Source organism: Amycolatopsis sp. NPDC023774, assembly GCF_040639695.1.
Lineage (GTDB): Bacteria > Actinomycetota > Actinomycetes > Mycobacteriales > Pseudonocardiaceae > Amycolatopsis.
Genome location: NZ_JBFAAJ010000001.1, coordinates 1,088,637 through 1,109,835 on the forward strand (window position 1 = coordinate 1,088,637; position 21,199 = coordinate 1,109,835).

Here is a 21,199-nt window from a genome sequence, read left to right on the forward strand (position 1 = left end):
AGGCGGAGGTTCTCCCAGCCGATCTGCGTGGCCAGGCCCGTGCGGCGCGGGCGGCGTCCGAGACTGAGAACCAGCTCGATCCGATTTCGTGGCGGTCACGTATTCGGGTAGCCTGGCCGGGCGCGACTGGCGAGGGTGGGCCACCACCGGGGAGCGTGAGCAACGGGAGCGTCGTCCGCCTGGGGGCTCCTCGGTGTCCGGCACTGAGGAGCGCTTCGCGTGACGAATCTGCGTTACGGCATGAACCCCCACCAGCAGGCCCGGGTACTGGCCGGCGGGCCACTGCGGGTCCTTGCCGGAACCCCGTCCTACATCAACCTGCTCGACGCGCTCAACGCGTGGCAGCTCGTTCGCACGGCCTCGGCCGCCAGCGGGACCGTGGTCGCGGCCTCGTTCAAACACGTGTCTCCGGCGGGTGTGGCCACGGCCGGCCCGCTGGACGACGTGATGCGGGAGACCTGGCGCGTCACCGAACCCGGCCCAATCACCGGCGCCTACGTACGCGCCCGCGACGCCGATCCGAAGTCCAGCTTCGGTGACGTCGTCGCTGTTTCCGCACCCGTCGACGCGGAGCTGGCCGACCTGCTGTCACGGGTGATCTCCGACGCCGTGATCGCGCCCGGTTTCGAGCCCGGCACGCTCGAAGTGCTCGCCCGCAAGAAAGCCGGCAGTTTTCTCGTCCTGGAGGCAGATCCGGCCTGCGAGCCACCCGAGTGGGAGCGCCGCGACATCCACGGCGTCGTCGTCGAACAGCGCCGCGATCGTGCCTCGTTCCCGCCCGGGCTTCCGGGCGACGCCCTGCTCGGCCTGGCCACAGTTCGCTACACGCAGTCCAACTCCGTCGCCGTAGTCGGCGGCGGTATGACCTTCGGCATCGGCGCCGGCCAGCAGAACCGCGTCGACTGCGTCCGCCTGGCCGTCGGCAAGGCGCGTACCTGGTGGCTGCGCCGCCACCCGGTGGTGCGCGGACTGCCCCGGGTTGACGGCATGCCCCGGCAGGACCGCCTCAATTGGCAGATCCGCCTCGCAGAGGGCAGCCTCACGTCGGCACAGGAAGCGGAATTCACTGCGCTTTTCCCCGGTGTCTCACCAGTTCTGCCTGACCCCGGGCCGTGGGAAAGCCGCGCGACCCTCGCCTCCGACGGCTTCCTGCCGTTCCGCGACAACATCGAGCACGCCGCCACCATCGGCATCAGCCACGTCGTGGAGCCCGGCGGCTCTACGCGTTCCGCGGACGTCGCCGCCGCGTGCGCGCAACACGGCATGCGCCTGACCCACACCGGTTTGCGCCTGTTCCACCACTGAGGAAGGCGGCTCCCCGCCAGAGTGCACCCCGACGAGAGATCGGCCATTGGTTGTGAGCACGCAAGAGAGGTTGCGTTGCCATGGTTCAGATCCTCTCGGCATCCTGAGGATCTGCCCGCAGTGGTGCCGGAGGCACTTCTGCGCCCCGCCGGCTTTGCAGCATCGACAGTCATTTCCGAAGTCAGCAATGTTGCTGTTGATAGCGAGCGTTCCCTCTGGCGCTCGCCAGCAGTGTCTGGGGTGGAGCGGTTCGATCTCGGGACTGATTTGATCCCAGTTTCACGATAGAGTGCACTGAGAAGGGACGGCTGGCCGCTCCCTCGTCAAGTTGTACCTTTCCTCCTGACGAGGAAGCGGCCGGCCGCAGGTGCAGCCACCGAACTTACGCGCGGCTTCCGTAGTTCCGCCACACGCCCGCAGGCTTGCGCTCCCCGATGCCGTCACGACGGTAGTCGCAGACGCCCGTCGGGAAGGTCTGCTTCAGAGTGGCCTTTTCGGTGGAAGTGAATTTCACCGGGTAGGAGCCGAAGTCCAGCGGCTTTGTCTGGCACTTCAGTACATCCATGGCCAAACCTTCACCGGCCGCCATCCGGGTGTTCTCCGCGACCGGATAAAGCGCACCGCACTGGCCCGACGACGGGTCGGTCAGCTTCTCCTGCACCCGCTGGGTCGCAGACAGGTAGCAGCCGTCCGAAAGGTCGTGGGGCCGGTTGGCGATGACGCGAGCAGCAGCACTCCGCCCCGAATGATCCTGAGAAATCGCCGTCAGCCAGCGGTCCATCGCATCCAGTTCGTACGCGCTGGCGGCCGCCTGCTCCGCAGCAGTCGGGTGGTTGGCGATGATCACCTGGTTGGCCGCGGTCCCATTGGCCGAAAGCAACCGCTGCCGCAGGACGAATGACCACTCCGAGGTGTGGATGTCGTTCCCGGCGCCCGCCAGGTCGAGGTCCGTGCGCTGGTCGATGATCGGCGTCGACGCCAGGCCCAACGACGCCGAGTTGAAGATGTCGTCGCGGTACAGCGCGTCCAGGGCCTTCGGGTCGGCCGAAGACCGCGCCGCCACCGGCTTGCCTGTGTAATCCAACCCGCCGATGGACGCGTTCAGGGATACGAACTGCGCCGCCGAGATCTGACCGGCCTTCAACGCGTCGAGCCCGTACTGCACACCGACGTTGTCGAGAGTGTTGCGCACGAAACCCGTGCGAGGATCCCGGCCCAGCTGGTTCGCGAACTGCTCGTTGGAGTTGCAGATCACGCCGTGCGGGTTCGTCACCGGGTCCCACCGCACGTCGACCGGGATGGCGGAGTTGCAGCTGTCCGTGGCGGTCGCGCGGCTGGCGAAGGTCGCGTCCCACGAAAGGCACGAAGAGTACGAGTTCCAGCCCGCCACCGCGAGCTTCTGAGCGTCAGTAAAGTCGGCAGAAGCGAAGTACCGGTTCAGCAACCGGCAGTCGGCCACCGGGCCGGCCGTGGTGATCGGGTCGGGAAAGGACACCCCGGGGATGATGCCGTCGACGATGCCGGGGTAGTTCTCGGCGATGTCGTACTGCTGGATGGCGCCGCCGGAGCCGCCCCAGCCGATGGTGTGCTGCACGGGGCCGTAAGTCTCGACGAAGTGCTCCTTCACCATCATCGCGGCCTCGGCCGAGATGATCGGGCTGCAGTTGTTGTCGAGCACGTTCAAGCTCGACGACGCCACCGCGTAGCCTTGCGTGAGAAACAGGTCGTTGACCACGCCGCCGGTGCCGGCGCCCTGGTGGTAGCCGGAGTTGCAGCCGCCGCCGAAGGTGTAGACCAGCTTGCCGTTCCAGCCGGGCGTCGCGGTGAAGGGTGACGGCGTGGCCGGCCCGGAGGCCGGCGCGGCGATCTCGTACACCGCGCGGTCGATCGTGCCGCGTTCGATCCGCACGATGTAGGGCGCGCCGTTGGTCGCCGTGGCGAGGTCGGCCGGGCGGCTCGCCGGGTCGGCCAGGGCCACGAACTTTCCGGCGGTGTTTTTGTACTGGTAGGTAACCTGCGTCGGCGCGCTGCACAGCGGCATGGTCGCCGGCGGCAGGCCGAACGCCGTGGTCTCGCAGTAGAACGGTTTCTGCTGCGGCCCGGAGAACACCGGGCCGGTGATCGAGTGGTTCACCACGCGCACGCTCGCGCGGTCACCGTGGCCGGCGGTCGCGGTGAGGTCGGTGGGCCCGTCGCGCAGGCCCGTGACGAGCCCGAGCAGGCTGCCGTCGGGCTGGGCGTGGAAGGCCCGTGTGACGTCGTGTCCGCCGGCGGAGACGTGCACGGCGGATCGCGCGTCCGACGGTGTGATTCTGACCAGGACCTGGCCGCCACTGACCAGATCGGGCCGCGGGTTGGAGACGGTCGTGATGGCCAACCGAGCATGCTCGCCCGGTTGCGCGACGGCCGAGGTCGCCGCTGTGGTGAGGAGGACCGGCACGGCCAGAGCGGCCACTACCGCGGTCGAGCGCCAAGTACGGTTTCTCAACTTCGCACCTCGTTGCTCACGGCACCGCTCGGGTGCGGTGCCACGCAAGTGCCGGGTATAGCACGCATTACTTAGCCAGAACAACATTCGGCCACACCAGTTGATCACCCTCCGCCCGGATCAAGCTTCGGTAACCGCGAACTCAGCCCGGCAACGGGTCTGGGCAAGCCAGGGAGATGTCTGTACTGTTCGTCGCGTCCGAATCGGATTCTGCTTTGCCGGTGTCACTGCAACGAGGCGGTGGGGTGAGCGTGGTCGAGGATCCTGTACTCCTGCGCGCGGAGGGACTCTGTGTCTCCTTCGGCGGGCTCGAAGTGCTCAGGCAGGTTTCCCTGAAGGTTCACGCCGGGTGTGTACTCGGCGTCATCGGCCCCAACGGCGCGGGCAAGACCACGCTGTTCAACACGATCTGCGGGTTCGTACGGCCCGACTCGGGCACGATCACCTTCGCCGGCGAAGCCCTCGAGCGCCCACGGCCCGAGCGGCTCACCCGCCACGGCATCGCCCGCACGTTGCAAGGTCTCGGTCTGTTCGCCGGATTGACGGTGCTGGACAACGTGGTCGCGGGCGCCACGCACCGCTCGCGCACGAGCCTCGGCGGCGCGCTCCTCGGGTCTCCCTGGGCCGACCGCGACGAACGCGCCCTCGCCGGCCGCGCGCGGGACGTGCTGCGCGAGCTCGGGATCGACGGTGACGCGGGCCGGGTCTGCGCCGGGTTGCCCTACGGGGTGCGCAAACGCGTCGCCCTCGCGCGCGCCCTGGTGAGCGAGCCCCGGTTGCTGCTGCTCGACGAACCGGCGGCCGGCCTGTCGGCGACGGAGGTCGGCGAGCTGGCCGACATCGTCCGCGGCCTTGCGCCGGCCACGACCGTGATGCTCGTGGAGCACCACATGGACTTCGTGATGAACCTGTGCGACCGGCTCGTGGTGCTCGACTTCGGCGAGGTCATCGCCCGCGGCACGCCGGCGCAGGTGCGGGCCGACCCGCAGGTGCAGCGGGCTTATCTGGGCGACCCCGTGGCGGCGGTCGCGGGGGAGGGCGGTGCACATGCTTGACGTCAGCGGTCTCGTGGTCGACTACGGGCCGGTGCGAGCCCTCGACCACGTGGACCTGGTGGTGGAGCAGGGATCCATCACCGCGGTGCTGGGCTCGAACGGCGCCGGGAAGACGACGCTGCTGCGCGCGCTCAGCGGTCTGCACCGCCCGCGCGACGGCGCCGTGCAGCTCGACGGCCACGACATCACGCGCCTGGCCCCGGAGGACCTCGTCCGCCTCGGCGTCGCACACGTGCCCGAGGGTCGGGGCGTGATCGCCGAACTGACGGTGGAGGAGAACCTGCGCCTCGGGGGCCTGTGGCGGCGCGACCGGCACTGGCTGCGCTCGGGCACCGGCGAGATGTACGACCTGTTCCCCCCGTTGGCCGAACGCCGTCACCAGCGCGCGGAAGCGCTTTCCGGCGGCGAACGCCAGATGCTCGCGATCGGCCGCGCGCTGATGAGCCGGCCCGAGCTGCTCTTGCTCGACGAACCCTCACTCGGCCTCGCACCACGGGTTTCGGCCCGGATCGTGGCCGTGCTGCGAACGCTGCGCGAGGAGAACGGCCTCACGCTGCTGTTGGTTGAGCAGAACGCGGCGACCGCGCTGTCGGTCGCCGACCGGGCCGTCGTCCTGCACCTCGGCCGCAAGGTCGCCGACGACACCGCCGACACCCTCGCGGCCGACGACCGCGTGCGCCGCGCCTACCTGGAGGTGTGATGGGCCGCTTCCTCGACTTGACCCTCGCCGGGCTGACCAGCGGGGCCGTGTACTCGGCCGTCGCGCTGGCGCTCGTGCTGATCTGGCGCTCCACGCGGATCGTGAACTTCGCCCAGGGTGGCATGCTGATGATCACCACGTTCATCGCCTACACGATCGTCTCCCACGGCGGCTCGTACTGGCTCGCGCTGATCGTGGCCGTCCTCAGTGGACTGGTTCTCGGTGCCGTGGTGGAACGCGTGCTCGTGCGGCCGGTGGAGAAGAGAGCGCCGCTCGACGCGGTGGTGGTCACCTTCGGCCTGCTCGTGCTTCTGCAGGGTGTGGCCGGGATGCTCTTCGGTGGCACCCCGCGCTCGTACCCGCCGGCGTTCGGCATCGCCGGGTTCAAGGCGGGCGACCGGCAGCTGCTGTTCGCGCCCAACGACCTGTGGATCGTGCTCGTGGTCCTGGTCGTGATGGTCGTGCTGGCGCTGGTGTTCCGCAAGACGAACCTCGGCCTGCGCATGCGGGCCTCGGCGTTCGCACCGGAAGTCGCGCGCCTGCTCGGCGTGCGCGTCGGGCGGATGCTCACGGTCGGCTGGGCCCTGGCCGCGGCGGTCGGCGCGATCGCCGGTGTGCTCGTCGCGCCCAGCACGTTCGTGAGTCCCACGGCGTTCGACGCGGTGCTGGTGTTCGGCTTCACCGCCGCGGTGATCGGCGGCCTCGACAGCCCGCCGGGCGCCGTCGTCGGCGGGCTCGCGCTCGGCATCGTGCTCAGCTACGTGGCCGGCTACCTCGGGTCCGACATCGTCACGCTGGCCTCGCTCGTCGTCCTCATCGGCGTGCTGATGCTGCGTCCGCAAGGGCTGTTCGGTTCGACGAAGGGACGGCGGGTATGACGGCGCTCGCCGCGGCGGCACCGGTCCGCTTCTGGCAGCGGTCCACCCTGGTCCGCCACCTCACGCTCTCGGTGCTGGGCCTGATCGTGCTGTACTTCGTGACGACTTCGCTCGACTCGTTCGCGAACCTGCAGTTCGCCCAGATCTGCTACACCGCCATCGCGACGGCGGGTCTGACGGTCCTCTCCGGACTGTCCGGCCAGATCTCCCTCGGCCACGGCGCGTTCGTGGCCGTCGGCGCCTACACCACGGCGTTGCTGCTGGAACACCTCGACTGGCCGCTTGTGCTCGTGCTGCTCGGCTCGGTGGTCGTCGGTGGCGCGCTGGGTTCGCTGGTCGGCGTGGCGGCGGCGCGGCTGCGTGGCCCGTACCTGGCGGGTGCGACGCTCGCGCTCGCCGTCGGCCTGCCGTCGCTGGCCGACTACCACGGCCTGCGCGACCTGCTCGGCGGCGCCAACGGCCTCATCGTCACCGCCGACCCGCCCCCGCTTTCCCTCGGTGAAACCTTCCCGCTCGAACGCTGGCAGGCCTGGCTCTGCGGCTTCAGCCTGGTGGTCACGTTGTTCCTGCTCGCCAACCTCACGCGCAGCCGGATCGGCCGCGACATGCGGTTGGTGCGCGAAGACGAGCAGGCCGCCGCGCTGTCGGGCGTGCACGTGGCCCGCACGCAGATCGTCACGTTCGGCATCAGCGCGGCGTTCGCGGGCCTGGCGGGCGGGCTGTTCGCGATCGTCAACAGCCTGGCCGCCCCGGGCGCGTTCACGCTGGCGCTTTCCCTGTCCCTGCTCACCGCGGCGGTGCTCGGCGGGCTCGGCAGTCTCGCCGGCGCGGTGTACGGCGCGGTGATCGTGACCCTGCTGCCCAACTGGACCGCCGACCTCGCACAGCAGGCCGACCTGCCCCGGGGGATCTACGCGAACATCCCGCTCGTGCTCTACGGGCTGGTGCTGATCGTGGTGATCATCGCGTTCCCCGGCGGCATCCAGTCCGGCGTCCGCAGGCTCGGCGCCTTGCTCAAGGCTCGTTTCGTCCGTCCACTCCAGACCCGTCAGGAGACGAGAAGATGACCGTACGCCGACCAGCATCCGTTGCGGTCGCCCTGGCCGCGGTGGTCGCCCTCACCGCGACCGCCTGCGCTTCGGGTGACGACGCCGCGGAATCCACGCCCGGGATCACCGCCGACAGCGTCACCATCGGGTCCACCATCCCGCTCACGGGCACGGCCGCGCCGGGCTACAGCGAGCAGGGCCCGGCCGCGAAGGCGTTCTTCGACTACGTCAACGCCAACGGCGGCATCAACGGCCGCAAGATCACCCTCAAGTACCTCGACGACGCCTACAACCCGGCCCAGACCGTCACGCTGACCAAGCAGCTCGTGTTGCAGGACAAGGTGTTCGCGATCGTCGGCTCGCTCGGTACGCCGACGCACACGAAGGTCGTGGACTTCCTCAACTCCTCGCGTGTGCCCGACCTGTTCGTCGCGTCCGGCTGCACCTGCTGGGACCAGCCGGAGAAGAACCCCTACACGTTCGGCTGGCAACCGGACTACACGGTGGAGGGCAAGATCCTCGGCGACTACGTGAAGAAGAACCTCGCCGGTAAGAAGGTCGCGTACTTCTACCAGGACGACGACTTCGGCCGCGACGGCATGAAGGGTCTAGACAAGTACATCGACCAGAGCCTCGTCGTCTCGCGCCAGCCGTACCAGCCGGGCAACACCGACGTCGCCGCGCAGGTGTCGGCGATCGCGGCGTCGAAGGCCGACGTCGTGGTGCTCGAGGCGATCCCGGCTTACACCGCGTTGTTCAAGCTGACGTCGTTGAAGCTCGGTTACTCGCCGACGCTCGTCGCGTCCAGTGTGGGCGCCGACCCGATCACGGTGTCGGGGCTGCTGGAGAACTTCGCCAAGAAGGCGGGTTCGTCGGTGAAGGGCCAGGACCTCATCGAAGGCCTGGTCACGTCGGCCTACCTGCCGCCGCTCGACGACACGAGCAACTCGTGGACCGCGCTGTTCAAGAAGATCCACGACCAGTACATCCCGAATGTGCCCTTCGACGGCAACGTCTACTACGCCATGGCCTACGCCTACACATTCACGCAGGCGCTCGCGCGCGCCGGGCAGAACCCCACGCGCCAGGGCGTGATCGACGCGCTGAAGAAGGGCGGGCTGACCGGGCCGGGCCTGGTGCCGTTCCGCTACGGCGCGGACTCGCACGCGGGCTACACCGGCGGGCAGATCGCGACCATCAAGGACGGCAAGCAGGTGCCGTCCGGAACGCCGCTCACAACCGACGACGGTGACGGTCCCGTGGCCCCCTACACGCAACCGCAACCACAGGCTCCGGCCAACGGCATCCCTGCGGCGTGAGTCCGTCCGGCACAATCACGCCATGACGGAGGCGACAGGGAGCAAGCGGGCGCAAGCGACCCGCGCGGCGCTGCTCGAGGCGGCCGGTGAGGTCTTCACCGCGTCGGGGTACGACCAGGCGAGCATGGCCGCCATCGCCGAACGGGCCGGCGCCAGCATCGGCAGCCTCTACCACCACTTCGTCGCCAAGTCCGATCTGTACATCACGCTGTACAACGAATACAACCGCCGCCAGCAGCACCGGTCCGCCAAGGCGTTCCGGACGGCGCTGGCGCAGGGTGAGGAGGACGCGCTCCGGCTCTACATCTCCGGAGCGCGCGCCTACCTCGAAGGGTGCTGGCAGGAGCGCAAGCTCGCCCGGCTGTTCCTGTCCGGGAACGGCCCGGCGGGCTTCGGCCTGCTCACCCGCGAGCGGTTCCGGGAGTGGCTCACGGCCAACGCCACGCTGGTCAACGGCCACACCCGGCCGCTTTCGGACATGCTCGTGCTCTCGCTCACCGCGATGTCTACGGAGGCCGGGCGCGAGGTCGCGGCCGCTCCGTCGAAGGCGAAGGCGGGGCAGATGATCGAGGAGGTCCTCGAACTGATGGGCCGGCTCTACCCCACTTCGTGACGCAGGTCACTCAAGCCGCTCCCGAGCTCCCCAGCTGCGCAAACGCCCGCGGCCTGGCCGGATCGCCACGCTTACGTCCGGTTCGTCCGGGTGGCGCTCGCCCTCGCAAACCAGTTTCATTCCCTATGAATGTTTCTCTCTGAACAGTCCGGGGGCTGGACATGTGCGGGATCACGGGATGGGTGGACTACGGCCGCGACCTGGCGGGTGAGCGGGAGACGGTGGCGGCCATGACGGCCACCATGGCGTGCCGCGGGCCGGACGCGAGCGGGACGTGGTTCGACCGCCACGCGGCGTTCGGCCACCGGCGCCTGGCCATCATCGACCTCGAGCTGGGCACGCAGCCGATGACGGCCGAGGCCGGCGCCACGGTCGCGCTGACCTACAGCGGTGAGGTGTACAACTTCGCCGAGCTGCGCGCGGACCTGCAGGCGCGTGGGCACCGGTTCACCACCGGCAGTGACACCGAGGTGGTCCTGCGGGGCTACCTGGAATGGGGCACCGGCCTGGCAGAGCGCCTCAACGGCATGTACGCCTTCGGGATCTGGGACCCGCGGGAGGAGCGCCTGGTCCTGATCCGCGACCGGATGGGCATCAAGCCGCTGTACTACGCGCTGCACGGCGACGGGCTGCTGTTCGGCTCCGAGCCCAAGGCGATCCTCGCGCACCCCGAAATCCGGCCCGTCGTGGAGACCGACGGCCTGCGCGAGCTCTTGTCGTTCACCAAGAACCCCGGCCAGGCCGTGTGGGCGGGCATGCGGGAGGTCGAGCCCGGCACCGTCGTGACGCTGGACCGCACCGGCCTGCAGGTGCGCCGCTACTGGCAGCTCCAGCCGGTGGAGCACACCGACGACATCGGCGTGACCGTGCAGCACGTGCGCGAGCTGCTCGACGACATCGTGCGCCGTCAGCTCGTCGCCGACGTGCCGCGCTGCGTGCTGCTCTCGGGCGGCCTCGACTCCAGCGTCATCACGGCGCTGGCCGCGCGGCAGCTGGCCGATCAGGACGAGCGGGTGCGCAGCTTCGCGGTGGATTTCGTGGGGCAGGAAGACAACTTCGTGCCGGACGCGTTGCGGTCCACTCCGGACGCGCCGTATGTGCGTGACGTCCGCGAGCACGTGGGCTCGCTGCACCAGGACATCGTGCTCGACTCGGCGGAGCTCGCCGACCCGGCCGTGCGCCGGACCGTGGTGCGGGCTCGCGACCTGCCGACGGGGCTGGGGGACATGGACGGCTCCCTGTACCTGCTGTTCCGCGCGATCCGCGAGCGCTCCACCGTCGCGTTGTCCGGCGAGTCGGCCGACGAGGTCTTCGGCGGTTACGCGTGGTTCCACGACCCGAAGGTGCAGCAGGCCGACACCTTCCCGTGGCTCGCGCGGCGGCTGCAGTCGGGCGAACGCGGGGTGAGCCAGATCTTCGCCGAGGGTGTGCGGTCCTCTTTGGACCTTGCCACGCACCTGCGGGACTCGTACTCGGCGGCGGTCGCGGAGGCCGGCACGCGGCCCGGCGAGACCGAGCACGAGCGTCGCATGCGCGTGATCGGCTACCTGCACCTCACGCGGTTCGTGCGCATTCTGCTCGACCGCAAGGACCGCCTCAGCATGGCCACCGGCCTCGAGGTGCGCGTGCCGTTCTGTGACCACCGGCTCGTGGAGTACGTCTACAACACGCCGTGGACGACGAAGACGTTCGACGGCCGCGAGAAGAGCCTGCTCCGCGCGGCGGCCCGCGACGTGCTGCCGGTGTCGGTGGCTGAACGAGTGAAAAGCCCGTACCCGTCGACGCAGGACCCGAAGTACCTCCAAGCCCTGCGCGACCAGGTCGGCGACCTGCTGGCCGCGCCGGCGCACCCCGTGTTCGACCTGTTCGACCGCGGCCTGCTGACGGCGCTGCTTGCCCGGGAGGACACCGTGCCCTTCCTTCGGCCACTCGTGGAGCGTGTGCTGAACTTCGCGACCTGGTTCGATCTGTACTCACCGGAGCTGCGCATCCGGTGAGGTGACCACGAGGGTGAGGAGCGGGCCATGGTGGGCGAGTCGCCGGACGTCGACGCCGACGAGGCGTTCCAGTTCGTGCTGTCGCTGTACCGGCTGCTGCGCGAGCTGCACCGCGCCGCGCCACCCGACAACCTGCCGCGCACGCAACTGCTGGTGCTCGCCAAGCTGGCCCGCTCCGGGCCCCTGCGGATCGGCGCGCTGGCCGACGAGGTCGGCTGCTCCCAGCCGACGGCCACCAAGGTCGTGCACGCCATGGAGGAGGCCGGGTTCGTCGCGCGCGCGGCCGACGCGGGCGACAAGCGCGTGAGCTACGTGCACCTCACCCAGCAGGGCCGGCGGCGGCTGGGCGCGGTGGTGCGCGACGAGTCACGGGTGCTCGTGGAGCGGTTCGGCGAACTCGAGCAGGACGAGGTCGAGCTGCTGCTCAAGGCGGGCGCGGTGCTGCGCCGGATGACCGACGGCGCGGAAACTGATGTTCGACAAATTCCTCGCGACCCACAATAGTTACGAAGCTGATCAAAGTGGATGGGTACTCGTAACGAGCAGCACAGTGTGAGACAGGCGGGTCTCGAGGAGGAGACGGTCGAATGTTCGCTGAACCGGACGTCGAACGCGAGGACCGGCCGGACGGGAGCGTCGTCTTCCGCTCCCGCGACCCGCTGGGCACCTACCCGCGCAGCGTCGCCACGATGCTGCGCGACTGGGCCGAAGTCGATCCTGGCTACCCGCTGGTGGCCGAACGCGACGGCGACGGCTGGGCGACGCTGACCTACGGCGAGGTCCGCCGCCGCGCCGACGCGCTCGGGCAGGCGCTGCTCGATCGCGGTCTGGGGCCGGACCGGCCGGTGATGATCCTCTCGGGCAACTCCGTCGCGCACCTCGTGCTCACCCTCGGCGCGCTGACGGCCGGTGTCCCGGTGGCGCCGATCAGTGTCGCGTACTCCCTGCTCAGCGGCGACCACGCGCGGATCCGCCAGATCGCGAAGGTGCTGAACCCGGGCCTGGTTTTCGCCGAGGCCGGCGGTCCCTTCGCGAAGGCGCTCGCCGCCGTCGAAGCACCTGGAGTTGATCGGGCGAGTGTGGTCCTGGCGCGTGAGGTGCACGTCGTGGATGGTGCGGAATCCCTCGACGATCTGCTGGCGACTTCGCCCGGCCAGCAGCTCGAAGCCGCATACGCCGCGACGGGGCCGGACGCGCTCGCGAAGGTGCTCTTCACGTCGGGCTCGACCGGTGCGCCGAAGGGCGTGCTCAACACGCACCGGATGCTGTGCGCGAACCAGCAGTCGATCCGGCAGGTGTGGCCGTTCCTGGGTGAGGAGCGGCCCGTGCTCGTCGACTGGCTACCGTGGAGCCACACCTTCGGCGGCAATCACAACGTGGATCTGGTGCTGCACAACGGCGGCACGCTCTACGTGGACGACGGCAAACCGGCGCCGCAGCTGTTCGGCCGCAGCCTGGAGAACCTGCGTTCGGCCCAGCCCACGCTGTACTTCAACGTGCCCGCCGGCTACGCGCAGCTGGTGCCCGTGCTGGAGCAGGACCCCGACTTCGCGCGCGTGTTCTTCTCGCGGCTGCGGTTGCTGTTCAACGCGGCGGCCGCCTTGCCGGCGGCGTTGCGCACGCGGCTGGCCGGTGCGGCCAGGGCAGCCGGCGTCGACGTGCCGCTGACGAGCTCGTGGGGCGCGACCGAGACCGCGCCCGCCGTGACGAGCGCGCACTTCCCGTTCGACGACTCGCGGTGCATCGGCGTGCCGCTGCCGGGGCTGGAGGTCAAGCTCGCGCCCGTGGGAGAGGCGCGGGAGATCCGCGTGCGCGGCGCCTCCGTGACGCCCGGCTACCTGCACCGGCCCGACCTCACGGCCGCGGCCTTCGACGAGGAAGGCTTCTACCGCACGGGCGACGCCGCCGGGCCGGCCTCGGACGACCCCAACTCCGGCCTGCTGTCCGGGGGCCGGATCGCGGAGGACTTCAAGCTCGACACGGGCACCTTCGTCCGCGTCGGTGCGCTGCGCACGGCGTTGCTCTCGGCCGTGCCACTGCTGTCCGACGCGGTGATCGCGGGGGAGAACCGTTCCTACGTCAGCGCGCTGGCCTGGCTCAACGACGCTGAAGCGCGGGCCTTGTTCGCGGGTTCGCTCGAGTCCTCGGACGGCTGCGTGATGCACGCCGAGCTGCGCGCGCACGTCGGGAAGCAGCTGGCCGCGATGAACGCGGCGGCGGGGTCGGCGGGCCGAGTCGAGCGGCTCGTGGTGCTGGCCGAGCCGCCGGACCTCGACGCGGGGGAGATCACGGACAAGGGCTATCTGAACCAGCGCCGCGTGCTGGTCCGTCGCGTGGCGTTCGTCGAGCGTCTTTACGCTGGTGAACCGGACGCCGCGGTGATCGTCGCGGGGTGATCATTGGTGATGCGTCAACAAATTGGGTAGACTCACTTCATGACGGACGCACGCTGGCTCGACGAGCGCGAGTTGCACGTCTGGAAGCTGTTCCACCTGCTCCAGCGGTCCCTGAACGGCGCCATCGACCGGCAGCTCGTGCGCGACGCGGGGCTTTCAGGCCCGGACTACACGCTGATGGTGCCGCTTTCGGATGCGCCAGGAGACGTGCTGCGCATGCGCGACCTCGGGATGCAGATCAGGTGGGACCGCAGCCGGCTGTCGCACCACGTGAGCCGGATGGAGAAGCGCGGCCTCGTCACGCGCGAGGACTGCTCGGACGACGCGCGCGGCGCCATGGTGCGTCTCACGCCGGCCGGGCGCGAAGCGATCGAAGCGGCCGCGCCCGAGCACGTGGAGACCGTGCGGCGGTACTTCTTCGAGCAGGTCAAACCCGACGAGCTCGAGGTGCTGGAACGCGTCTTCGACCGCATGGTCTCGCGGTTGAACGCGGACGACGAAGACGGCCCCTGTACGAGGTAAAGTCGAGTTCGTGGCCAAAACGCGCGAGAAGCTCAGCCGCGACACGATCGTCGACGGCGCGCTCGCCCTGGCCGATCGCGAAGGCCTCGAAGCGCTGACGATCCGCCGCCTCGCGCAGGACCACGGCGTCACGCCGATGGCGCTGTACTGGCACTTCAAGGACAAGCACGAGCTCGTGGCGGGCCTGGCCGAACGCCTGCTGGCGGACGTCTCGTTGCCGGATTCCGACGGTCCCTGGGACGCGCGGCTGCGAGCTGCGCTCGTGGCGGTGCTGGCCGCCGTGCGCCCCCACCCCGCTGTCGCGGACCTCGTCCCGCCGCGCATCCTCGAGTCCGATCCCGGCCTCACCGTGGCCGACCACGTGCTCGGCCTGCTGCGCGAAGCCGGCTTCACGGCCGAGGAAGCCGCGGAGCTCGGCGGCTACCTGCTGTGCGCGAGCGTCACCCTCGTGACGGCCGAGCCCGGTGCCACCGACGTCCACCCCGCGTCTTCGCGCGAGGAGGCCGTGGAGCGCAAGCGGGTCGCGCTGGCCGCCTTGTCGCCCGAACGCTTCCCGAACGTCTCGGCCGCCGCCGACGCGCTCGCCGCGTGTGGCGACGAGGATTCGTACTTCGCCCGCGGTGTCGACCTGCTGGTTGCGGGCGTTCGCGGCCTGCGCTGACGAGCGCGGAGAGCCCGCTGACGAGCGCGCACCACCACCGTCAGCGCACCGTGCGGGCGTGGTCAGCGCCGGGCCGCAGTCTTGCGTCATCGAAAGCCGAACCCCGAGAAGGGATCCAGCGATGACCAAGACCGTGCTCGTTTCCGGTGCCAGCGTGGCCGGGCCGTCGGCCGCTTACTGGCTGCACCACCACGGCTACTCCGTGACCGTCGTCGAGGCGGCGCCGGTGCTGCGCCCCGGTGGCCAGGCCGTGGACTTTCGCGGCGAACAGATGAAGCTGATCGACGCGATGGGGCTCACCGAGGAGCTGCGCAAGTACGAGACCGCGATGGGTGACCAGCTGCTGCTGAACTCGGCGGGCAAGCCGATCGTGACCGTGCCCAGCTCGTTCGCCAGCGGCGAGCTCGAGATCCTTCGCGGCGACCTCGCCCGCATCCTCTACGAGCGCACCCGGGACTACACCGAGTACGTGTTCGGCGACCGCGTCACGTCGCTGACCGAGAAGGCCGACGGCATCGAGGTGACCTTCCGTCACGGCGCGCCCCGCCGGTTCGACCTCGTAGTCGGCGCCGACGGTGTGCACTCTGGGGTGCGTACGGCCGCGTTCGGCGCGGAGGCGCGCTTCCGCAAGGACCTCGGTTACCACGTCGCCGCGTTCAGCGCGCCCAACCACCTCGCGCTCGACCACAGCGGCCTGATCTTCAACGAGCCGGGCCGCGGCGCGATGGTCTACAGCGGCCGCGACGGCGACACGGTGACCGTCATCCTGTACTTCCGCGGCGACCCGCGTGGTTACGGCCGGCCGGACCCCGAGCGGCAGAGGGAGATCGTGACCGACGTCTTCGCCGGCGCGGGCTGGGAGATGAAGTGGCTGCTGAGCGCGATCGACGACGCTCCGGACCTCTACTTCGACACCATCGGCCAGATCAGCATGGACAAGTGGTCGAAGGGCCGCGTGGTGCTGCTCGGCGACGCCGCGTGGTGCGCCGGCCCCGGCGGCTCCGGCACGGGGCTGGCGATGATGGGCGCGCAGATCCTCGCCGGTGAGCTGGCGGCAGCGAACGGCGACCACGTGGCGGCGTTCGAGAAGTACGAGCAGCGCCTGCGCAAGCCGGCGCACATCGGCCACAAGAACGGTGCCGGCTCGGGTGGGTTCCTCGTGCCGGAGAACGAGAAGAAGCTGCGCAACCGCAACCGGATGTACCGCATGCTGACCGGCCCCGTGTTCAGCAAGGTGTTCGACTACCTGAGCATGCGGGCCGCGAACGCGGTGCAGTACCAGGAGTACACCGGCAAGGTCGCGGGCTGAGAGGTTGCCTTTGACGCGCACGTCAAGGTCTACCGTCGGACGCATGCGGATCGGCGAGCTCGCCCGGCGGGCGGGGACGACACCACGGGCGCTGCGCTTCTACGAGGCGCAGGGGCTCCTTCCGGCGGGCGGTTGGCGAAGGGGTACCGGGAGTACAACGAGGACGACCTCCGGCTGGTCAGCGAGATCCAGGCGCTGCGCACGGTCGGGTTCACCCTCGAAGACACCCGCCCGTTCGTCGACTGCCTGCGCACCGGCCACGAGTCCGGCGACGCCTGCCCGGCATCGGTCGAGGTGTACCGGCGCAAGCTCCAGGAAGTCGAGAAATGCCTGGCCGACCTCGGCGCCGTGCGGATCGCGTTGATGGACAAGCTTGCCGAGGCTTCGGCCCGGCGGGACCCCTGTGTTGCCGAGGAGACCCGATGACCACCGATGCGACCTTCGCCGCCGACGTCCTCGACCACGACAAGCCGGTGCTCGTGGATTTCTGGGCCGAGTGGTGCCCGCCGTGCCGGATGATCGCGCCGGTGCTGGCCGAGATCGCGGCCGAGCGGGCGGATTCCCTGACGGTGCATCAGATCGACACCGACCTCAACCCTGAGACGGCGCGGAAGTACCAGGTCATGTCGCTGCCCACGCTGATCCTCTTCCACCGCGGCGAACCGGTGCACACCATCGTCGGCGCCCGTTCGAAGGGCCGGCTGCTCGCCGAACTCGACAAGGTTGGGGGAACCACCCGCGTCACGCTGTGAAAACCTGGCCGACCCGGTAAAAATAGTGGTGGACCACATCGGGGAGGCAACTGTGAACACCCTCGTGCGCTCGTTCCTCTTCCTCCGCCGCGCGATCGGCGTGCTCGGCCTCGCGCTGCCGTTCGTGGTGATCCTCGGCAAGGAGCTGCTGCAAGGCGGCGGCCTGCTGGGTTCGCTGAGCGGCTACTACTACAGCGACATGCGCGACGTCTTGGTTGGCGCGATGTGCGCCATCGGCGTTTTCCTCGTCTCCTACCGGGGTTACGGGCGGATCGACGACATCGCCGGCAACGTCGCGGCGGTCGCGGCCATCGGCGTGGCACTCTTCCCGACCAGCCCGGCTTCGCCGACGGCCACCGAGCGCGCGATGGGCGTGGCGCACCTCGTGTTCGCGGCGATCTTCTTCCTGACGCTGGCGTTCTTCTGCTTCTTCCTGTTCACCAAGTCCGCCGATCCGTCGCCGACCTCGCGCAAAGCCGTGCGCAACGTCGTCTACCGGGTGTGCGGTGGCGTGATGCTGGCGGCGCTGGTGCTGATCGTCGTCGACGGGCTCTTCTTCGACGCGGCCACGGCTTCGCTGCACCCGACGGTGTGGCTGGAATCCCTCGCGGTGATCGCGTTCGGCGTCTCGTGGCTCGTGAAGGGCGAGGCGCTACTGGCCGACCTGCCGCACGACCGCGGCGAACTGGTCCAGGCCTGAGACTCGGTCCACTTTGGACGGAATGGGTCAGTCCAGTCGGCCGTAGGCGGTCGAAACCTGCGTCAGCCACTCGACTTCCGCGGCGAACGTCTTGGCGTCGTGGTCGTCGAAGCTGCCGTTGTCCTGGCTGTGCGCCGGGGTGACGCCGGAGTTCTTCGCCCGTAGCGCGTGCCTGATCTTCGTGGCCTCGACCAGCGCCTGGTCCGCCGCTTCGGCCTGGGAGGACTCGGCGCGGTCCATGTACGGCCGCAGCGCCCGCCAGCCGTCGCGGATCTCGATCACGCGGCGGTGCAGGCGGTAGCGCAGGTCGGACCACTGGCGGTCGGCGCCGGACGGCGGCTCCAGCGCGATGCCCGGCGACGACTCGTAGAGCGAGTGCCACAGCGGGTAGAGCGCGCGGTAGGAGCTGTAGTTCCGGCCCCATGCAAGGAGGTTCGACACGTGCCCGCCCCACGACGGCATGGTCAGCCCCAGCGACACGATCACGATGCCGAGCGCGCTGAACAGTGACGCGGCGATCGCCCACGGCCTGACCGAGAGGCCGAACATGGGGCTCACGATGTTCACCGTGCGCGCGGCGCAGTACAGGAACAGCACCACCGCGCCGGCCGCGAGCATCCGCAAAGCGCGGCGCAGCCACGGTTTCGAGGTGCTTCGCGCATACGGGATGCACTGGCGGTAGATCGTCACGCACGGCACGGCCTGCGAGACGATGAACAGCAACAAGTAGACGAGGATGACCGGATCGCTGCTGCCGGTGCCGAACGCCGACGCCGGCGTGCCGGGGCGGTTGCCGATGAAGAACAGCACCGTGAGCACCGCGCACAGCACGACGCCGGCGATGATCCACACCCGGATCGCGCGCCGCACCTCCGAGAGCGGGTTCGCCCACTGCATCAGCAGGATCTGCGCGCTGATGCAGTAGGCGACCGCCGAGAGGTGCAGGAGGAGGATGGCCAGGTTCTGCACGCCGAAGAACGTGACGACGCTGAGCGACACCGCTCCCATCGTGAACGTGAGGCACTGCAGCACCAGCGTCACCATCATCGTGACGTACCCGATGTCACCCCAGCCGCGCCGGATCGACGCCAGCTTGTAGAGGAACGCGGCGTACGACGACACCGCGGACGACGCGAAGAGCACGATCTTCAGCGCGTTCACACCAGACCACCCCAGTTGTGGAACTCGAGATTCAGGCGTTCACGGCCTCGCGCCGGCTGCCTTCGAGTGGTACGGCCAAGCCGACTGCTTCCGCGGCCACGGCCACCGCGTAGTCGAAGAAGGCCGACTGGTCGGCAACGCTGTCGTGCATGCGGCTGAACACCTGGAACACCAGCAGGCCGATCAGGTTGCTCCTCGGGCAGCCGTTCGGTGGCCGCGACCACACGACCGTGATGCACGCGGACAAGAAGATCCGCAAGGAGATGGCCGAGCGCCGGCGTATCTACGACCAGGTGCAGGAGCTCACTTCGCGGATCAAGCAGCGGTTGAATGCCGTCGTGAGCGCGTCCCCAGAGTCCACAGCACGATCCCGCGTTCGAGCAGATCGCCGTACGGAGCTTCGGGCTGTCCGCCGAAGAGAGCGACGGCCTCGGCGGTCACCAGCGTCGGACCGGGCAGTGGCCGGCTCGGCGGCGTGAGGGATCCGGCCGCCAGCGCGGAACGCAGCACCGTGGCGAGCGCCGCGGGTGTGCGCGAAGCCGGGCCCACCGTGGTCTCCGGCGCGGCATAGCCGGGCACGGGCGAGCCGTAGAGCAAGGCGAACTCGGCCGGGTTCGCGAGCGACCATTCGCGCAATGCGCGCGTGATGGCCAGCAGACGCGCGCCGGGATCCGTTTCCCGCTCGCCGGGATCGGCCTGTTCCATGGCCTCGCCGGAGGCGTTGTAAGCGTCGATGATCAAGGCGGTCAGGAGATCGTCACGATCTCCGAAAAACGGTTGCACCTCGGCCTCGGTCACGCCACTTCCGACGGCCACCGTCTGCAGCGTCAGACCGGTCGCACCGGTCTCGGCGAGCTGGCGGCGAGCCGTGGCCTTGACGAGCCGGGGGAGATCCTCAGAAGACATAGGCACCCTTGTCGGAACTGTCCATGATCGGCGACCCTACACCAACGCCCGTCGGCCGCCTAGGGTCCGAAAATCGGCTCCGGTCAGTAAGAAGACCGCCGCGAATCCGATTAATCGCGAGCCGGTGTCGCCAATCCGGCCCAAAGCAGGCGGGCACGTGACCGGACGGTTTCCGTGGCTGGCAACCGTTCCCGCTGTGACGGTCGGATTGGCAACGATCAGCACAGCCGGGCATGTTGATGTGGGGTCGTGAGGCGTCCGAGAGGTTTACGGACAACTGTCCGAAGAAGTTCGCGGTGAACCCGGAGTTACGGATACCTGAAAAGGCAATCCCGCTCACCGGGCTGACTATGGTGTGGCGCATGAGTCTTCACGTGGTGATCGGGTTCGGGCCGGCGGGGGCGGCGACGGCGAGGCTGCTCGCTGACCGGGGCGAGCGGGTGAAGGTGATCGGCAGGTCGCCGCGGCCTGAGGAGCCGGGCCTCGAGCACGTGGTGCTCGACGCCACCGACCGTGCCGCGCTGACCGCCGCAGCCGAGGGTGCTGACGCGATTTACCAGTGCGCGAGCCCGCCGTACCACCGGTGGACGCGCGACTGGCCACCGCTGGGTGACGCCACCGCCGCGGCGGCCGAGGCGACCGGTGCCGTGCTCGTGGCGCTGGGGAACCTGTACGGCTACGGGCCCGTCGAAGGTCCGATCACCGAGGACCTGCCGCTCGAGGCGACGGGACCCAAGGGCCGCGTGCGCGCGCAGCTGTGGAAGCAACTGCACGATCTGCACGAGCAGGGCCGGATTCGCGCCGCCGAGGTGCGGGCGTCGGACTTCTTCGGCCCGGGCGTGACCGACGGCGGGCACCTGGGCTCGCGCGTGGTGCCGGCGGTGCTCAAGGGACGCAAGGTTCAGGTGATGGGCGACCCGGACGCGCCCCACAGCTGGACCTACGTCCCGGATGTCGCGCGCACGCTGGTGCGCGTTGCCGCGGAGGAGAAGTCGTGGGGTCGCGCGTGGCACGTGCCGACGCTGCCGGCCCGTTCGTCGCGCGTGATGGTCGGCGTGCTGTGCGAAGCGGCGAATGTGCCGCCGGTCGGCGTACAACGGCTTCCGGCGCCGTTGCTGCGGCTGGCCGCCGTGATTTCGCCCCTGCTGCGAGAACTGCAGGAGGTGCACTACCAGTTCGACCGCCCGTTCGTGGTGGATTCCCGTGCCTTCACGGAATTCTCGGGCGAGGAAGCCACCCCGCTCCGCGAGCAGGCGGAGGCGACGGTGCGCTGGTGGCGTGATCGGTTGGCTACCGTGGGTTGACGCGCGGTCGGGGATTTTCGCACGAATTGCGGGACGCTCTTGAAAATTCGATCGCCACGGGGCAATCTCTCACCTACTGGGTGG

Annotated in this window: 20 protein-coding genes and 1 pseudogene; 17 read left to right on the top strand and 4 right to left on the bottom strand. The window is 69.5% G+C overall.

The features are described from left to right. Positions 1-219 precede the first annotated feature (219 nt). The gene (locus AB0F91_RS05525) at positions 220-1,305 is read left to right on the top strand and encodes a 5-aminoimidazole-4-carboxamide ribonucleotide transformylase (protein ID WP_360594974.1); all 1,086 of its coding nucleotides are present in this window, start codon (positions 220-222) and stop codon (positions 1,303-1,305) included. 382 nt (positions 1,306-1,687) lie between these two features. Here AB0F91_RS05525 and AB0F91_RS05530 read toward each other — a convergent pair whose 3' ends face one another. Beyond that, the gene (locus AB0F91_RS05530) at positions 1,688-3,682 is read right to left on the bottom strand and encodes a DUF6351 family protein (protein ID WP_360594975.1); all 1,995 of its coding nucleotides are present in this window, start codon (positions 3,680-3,682) and stop codon (positions 1,688-1,690) included. A 356-nt stretch (positions 3,683-4,038) separates the two neighbouring features. Here AB0F91_RS05530 and AB0F91_RS05535 point away from each other — a divergent pair, with 356 nt between their 5' ends. The 15 genes and pseudogenes from AB0F91_RS05535 to AB0F91_RS05605 all read left to right on the top strand — a co-directional run bounded on the left by AB0F91_RS05535 (position 4,039) and on the right by AB0F91_RS05605 (position 17,744). Then, on the top strand, positions 4,039-4,848 hold the full coding sequence (locus AB0F91_RS05535; RefSeq protein WP_360594977.1) for an ABC transporter ATP-binding protein: 810 nt from the start codon (positions 4,039-4,041) through the stop codon (positions 4,846-4,848). Next, complete coding sequence (locus AB0F91_RS05540) at positions 4,841-5,548, top strand: ABC transporter ATP-binding protein (protein ID WP_360594978.1); 708 nt, start codon at positions 4,841-4,843, stop codon at positions 5,546-5,548. The genes AB0F91_RS05535 and AB0F91_RS05540 overlap by 8 nt, the downstream gene beginning before the upstream one ends. Continuing rightward, complete coding sequence (locus AB0F91_RS05545; protein ID WP_360594980.1) at positions 5,548-6,426, top strand: branched-chain amino acid ABC transporter permease; 879 nt, start codon at positions 5,548-5,550, stop codon at positions 6,424-6,426. The genes AB0F91_RS05540 and AB0F91_RS05545 overlap by 1 nt, the downstream gene beginning before the upstream one ends. Continuing rightward, positions 6,423-7,493: a branched-chain amino acid ABC transporter permease gene (locus tag AB0F91_RS05550; RefSeq protein ID WP_360594982.1), complete on the top strand. Its 1,071-nt coding sequence runs from the start codon at positions 6,423-6,425 to the stop codon at positions 7,491-7,493. Before AB0F91_RS05545 ends, AB0F91_RS05550 begins: the two co-directional genes overlap by 4 nt. Beyond that, complete coding sequence (locus AB0F91_RS05555) at positions 7,490-8,794, top strand: ABC transporter substrate-binding protein (RefSeq protein ID WP_360594984.1); 1,305 nt, start codon at positions 7,490-7,492, stop codon at positions 8,792-8,794. The genes AB0F91_RS05550 and AB0F91_RS05555 overlap by 4 nt, the downstream gene beginning before the upstream one ends. A gap of 22 nt (positions 8,795-8,816) precedes the next feature. Next, entirely contained in the window at positions 8,817-9,407 is a 591-nt protein-coding gene (locus AB0F91_RS05560; RefSeq protein ID WP_360594985.1) for a TetR/AcrR family transcriptional regulator, read from the top strand. Between the two features lie 161 nt (positions 9,408-9,568). Beyond that, positions 9,569-11,404 carry an asparagine synthase (glutamine-hydrolyzing) gene (gene asnB / locus AB0F91_RS05565; protein WP_360594986.1) on the top strand — a complete coding sequence of 612 codons (1,836 nt, stop codon included), beginning with the start codon at positions 9,569-9,571 and terminating at the stop codon, positions 11,402-11,404. Between the two features lie 27 nt (positions 11,405-11,431). Beyond that, a complete protein-coding gene (locus tag AB0F91_RS05570; RefSeq protein ID WP_360594987.1) occupies positions 11,432-11,908 on the top strand; it encodes a MarR family transcriptional regulator in 477 nt (158 codons plus the stop codon). A gap of 83 nt (positions 11,909-11,991) precedes the next feature. Further along, positions 11,992-13,800: a feruloyl-CoA synthase gene (locus AB0F91_RS05575; protein ID WP_360594989.1), complete on the top strand. Its 1,809-nt coding sequence runs from the start codon at positions 11,992-11,994 to the stop codon at positions 13,798-13,800. 39 nt (positions 13,801-13,839) lie between these two features. Beyond that, the gene (locus AB0F91_RS05580) at positions 13,840-14,322 is read left to right on the top strand and encodes a MarR family winged helix-turn-helix transcriptional regulator (RefSeq protein WP_360594991.1); all 483 of its coding nucleotides are present in this window, start codon (positions 13,840-13,842) and stop codon (positions 14,320-14,322) included. A gap of 10 nt (positions 14,323-14,332) precedes the next feature. Further along, entirely contained in the window at positions 14,333-14,983 is a 651-nt protein-coding gene (locus tag AB0F91_RS05585) for a TetR/AcrR family transcriptional regulator C-terminal domain-containing protein (protein ID WP_360594993.1), read from the top strand. Between the two features lie 121 nt (positions 14,984-15,104). After that, entirely contained in the window at positions 15,105-16,292 is a 1,188-nt protein-coding gene (locus AB0F91_RS05590; protein ID WP_360594994.1) for an FAD-dependent monooxygenase, read from the top strand. A gap of 43 nt (positions 16,293-16,335) precedes the next feature. Continuing rightward, positions 16,336-16,718, top strand: a pseudogene (locus tag AB0F91_RS05595) (MerR family transcriptional regulator). Next, complete coding sequence (trxA, locus tag AB0F91_RS05600; protein ID WP_360594996.1) at positions 16,715-17,044, top strand: thioredoxin; 330 nt, start codon at positions 16,715-16,717, stop codon at positions 17,042-17,044. Before AB0F91_RS05595 ends, trxA begins: the two are co-directional and overlap by 4 nt. Positions 17,045-17,096: 52 nt before the next feature. Beyond that, positions 17,097-17,744 carry a DUF998 domain-containing protein gene (locus AB0F91_RS05605; protein ID WP_360594998.1) on the top strand — a complete coding sequence of 216 codons (648 nt, stop codon included), beginning with the start codon at positions 17,097-17,099 and terminating at the stop codon, positions 17,742-17,744. Between the two features lie 27 nt (positions 17,745-17,771). Here the strand turns inward: AB0F91_RS05605 and AB0F91_RS05610 are convergent, their stop codons facing one another. Genes AB0F91_RS05610 through AB0F91_RS05620 form a run of 3 tightly spaced genes read right to left on the bottom strand, consistent with a single transcriptional unit; the run spans position 17,772 to position 19,811 of the window. Next, positions 17,772-18,905 carry an MAB_1171c family putative transporter gene (locus AB0F91_RS05610; protein WP_360595000.1) on the bottom strand — a complete coding sequence of 378 codons (1,134 nt, stop codon included), beginning with the start codon at positions 18,903-18,905 and terminating at the stop codon, positions 17,772-17,774. A 31-nt stretch (positions 18,906-18,936) separates the two neighbouring features. Continuing rightward, entirely contained in the window at positions 18,937-19,164 is a 228-nt protein-coding gene (locus AB0F91_RS05615) for a hypothetical protein (protein ID WP_360595190.1), read from the bottom strand. A gap of 56 nt (positions 19,165-19,220) precedes the next feature. Continuing rightward, on the bottom strand, positions 19,221-19,811 hold the full coding sequence (locus AB0F91_RS05620; RefSeq protein ID WP_360595002.1) for a TetR/AcrR family transcriptional regulator: 591 nt from the start codon (positions 19,809-19,811) through the stop codon (positions 19,221-19,223). A gap of 362 nt (positions 19,812-20,173) precedes the next feature. On the opposite strand from AB0F91_RS05620, the gene AB0F91_RS05625 reads away from it, so the two are divergent. Next, the gene (locus tag AB0F91_RS05625) at positions 20,174-21,115 is read left to right on the top strand and encodes an NAD-dependent epimerase/dehydratase family protein (RefSeq protein ID WP_360595004.1); all 942 of its coding nucleotides are present in this window, start codon (positions 20,174-20,176) and stop codon (positions 21,113-21,115) included. The last annotated feature ends 84 nt before the right edge of the window (positions 21,116-21,199 follow it).

What these genes read in the sequence shown, in the direction of transcription:
- AB0F91_RS05575 (WP_360594989.1), top strand. Translation starts at nt 11,992, where the DNA reads ATGTTCGCTGAACCGGACGTCGAACGCGAGGACCGGCCGGACGGGAGC.
- AB0F91_RS05545 (WP_360594980.1), top strand. Translation starts at nt 5,548, where the DNA reads ATGGGCCGCTTCCTCGACTTGACCCTCGCCGGGCTGACCAGCGGGGCC.
- AB0F91_RS05590 (WP_360594994.1), top strand. Translation starts at nt 15,105, where the DNA reads ATGACCAAGACCGTGCTCGTTTCCGGTGCCAGCGTGGCCGGGCCGTCG.
- asnB (WP_360594986.1), top strand. Translation starts at nt 9,569, where the DNA reads ATGTGCGGGATCACGGGATGGGTGGACTACGGCCGCGACCTGGCGGGT.
- trxA (WP_360594996.1), top strand. Translation starts at nt 16,715, where the DNA reads ATGACCACCGATGCGACCTTCGCCGCCGACGTCCTCGACCACGACAAG.
- AB0F91_RS05625 (WP_360595004.1), top strand. Translation starts at nt 20,174, where the DNA reads ATGAGTCTTCACGTGGTGATCGGGTTCGGGCCGGCGGGGGCGGCGACG.
- AB0F91_RS05560 (WP_360594985.1), top strand. Translation starts at nt 8,817, where the DNA reads ATGACGGAGGCGACAGGGAGCAAGCGGGCGCAAGCGACCCGCGCGGCG.
- AB0F91_RS05620 (WP_360595002.1), bottom strand. Translation starts at nt 19,811, where the DNA reads ATGTCTTCTGAGGATCTCCCCCGGCTCGTCAAGGCCACGGCTCGCCGC.
- AB0F91_RS05540 (WP_360594978.1), top strand. Translation starts at nt 4,841, where the DNA reads ATGCTTGACGTCAGCGGTCTCGTGGTCGACTACGGGCCGGTGCGAGCC.
- AB0F91_RS05550 (WP_360594982.1), top strand. Translation starts at nt 6,423, where the DNA reads ATGACGGCGCTCGCCGCGGCGGCACCGGTCCGCTTCTGGCAGCGGTCC.
- AB0F91_RS05555 (WP_360594984.1), top strand. Translation starts at nt 7,490, where the DNA reads ATGACCGTACGCCGACCAGCATCCGTTGCGGTCGCCCTGGCCGCGGTG.
- AB0F91_RS05580 (WP_360594991.1), top strand. Translation starts at nt 13,840, where the DNA reads ATGACGGACGCACGCTGGCTCGACGAGCGCGAGTTGCACGTCTGGAAG.
- AB0F91_RS05570 (WP_360594987.1), top strand. Translation starts at nt 11,432, where the DNA reads ATGGTGGGCGAGTCGCCGGACGTCGACGCCGACGAGGCGTTCCAGTTC.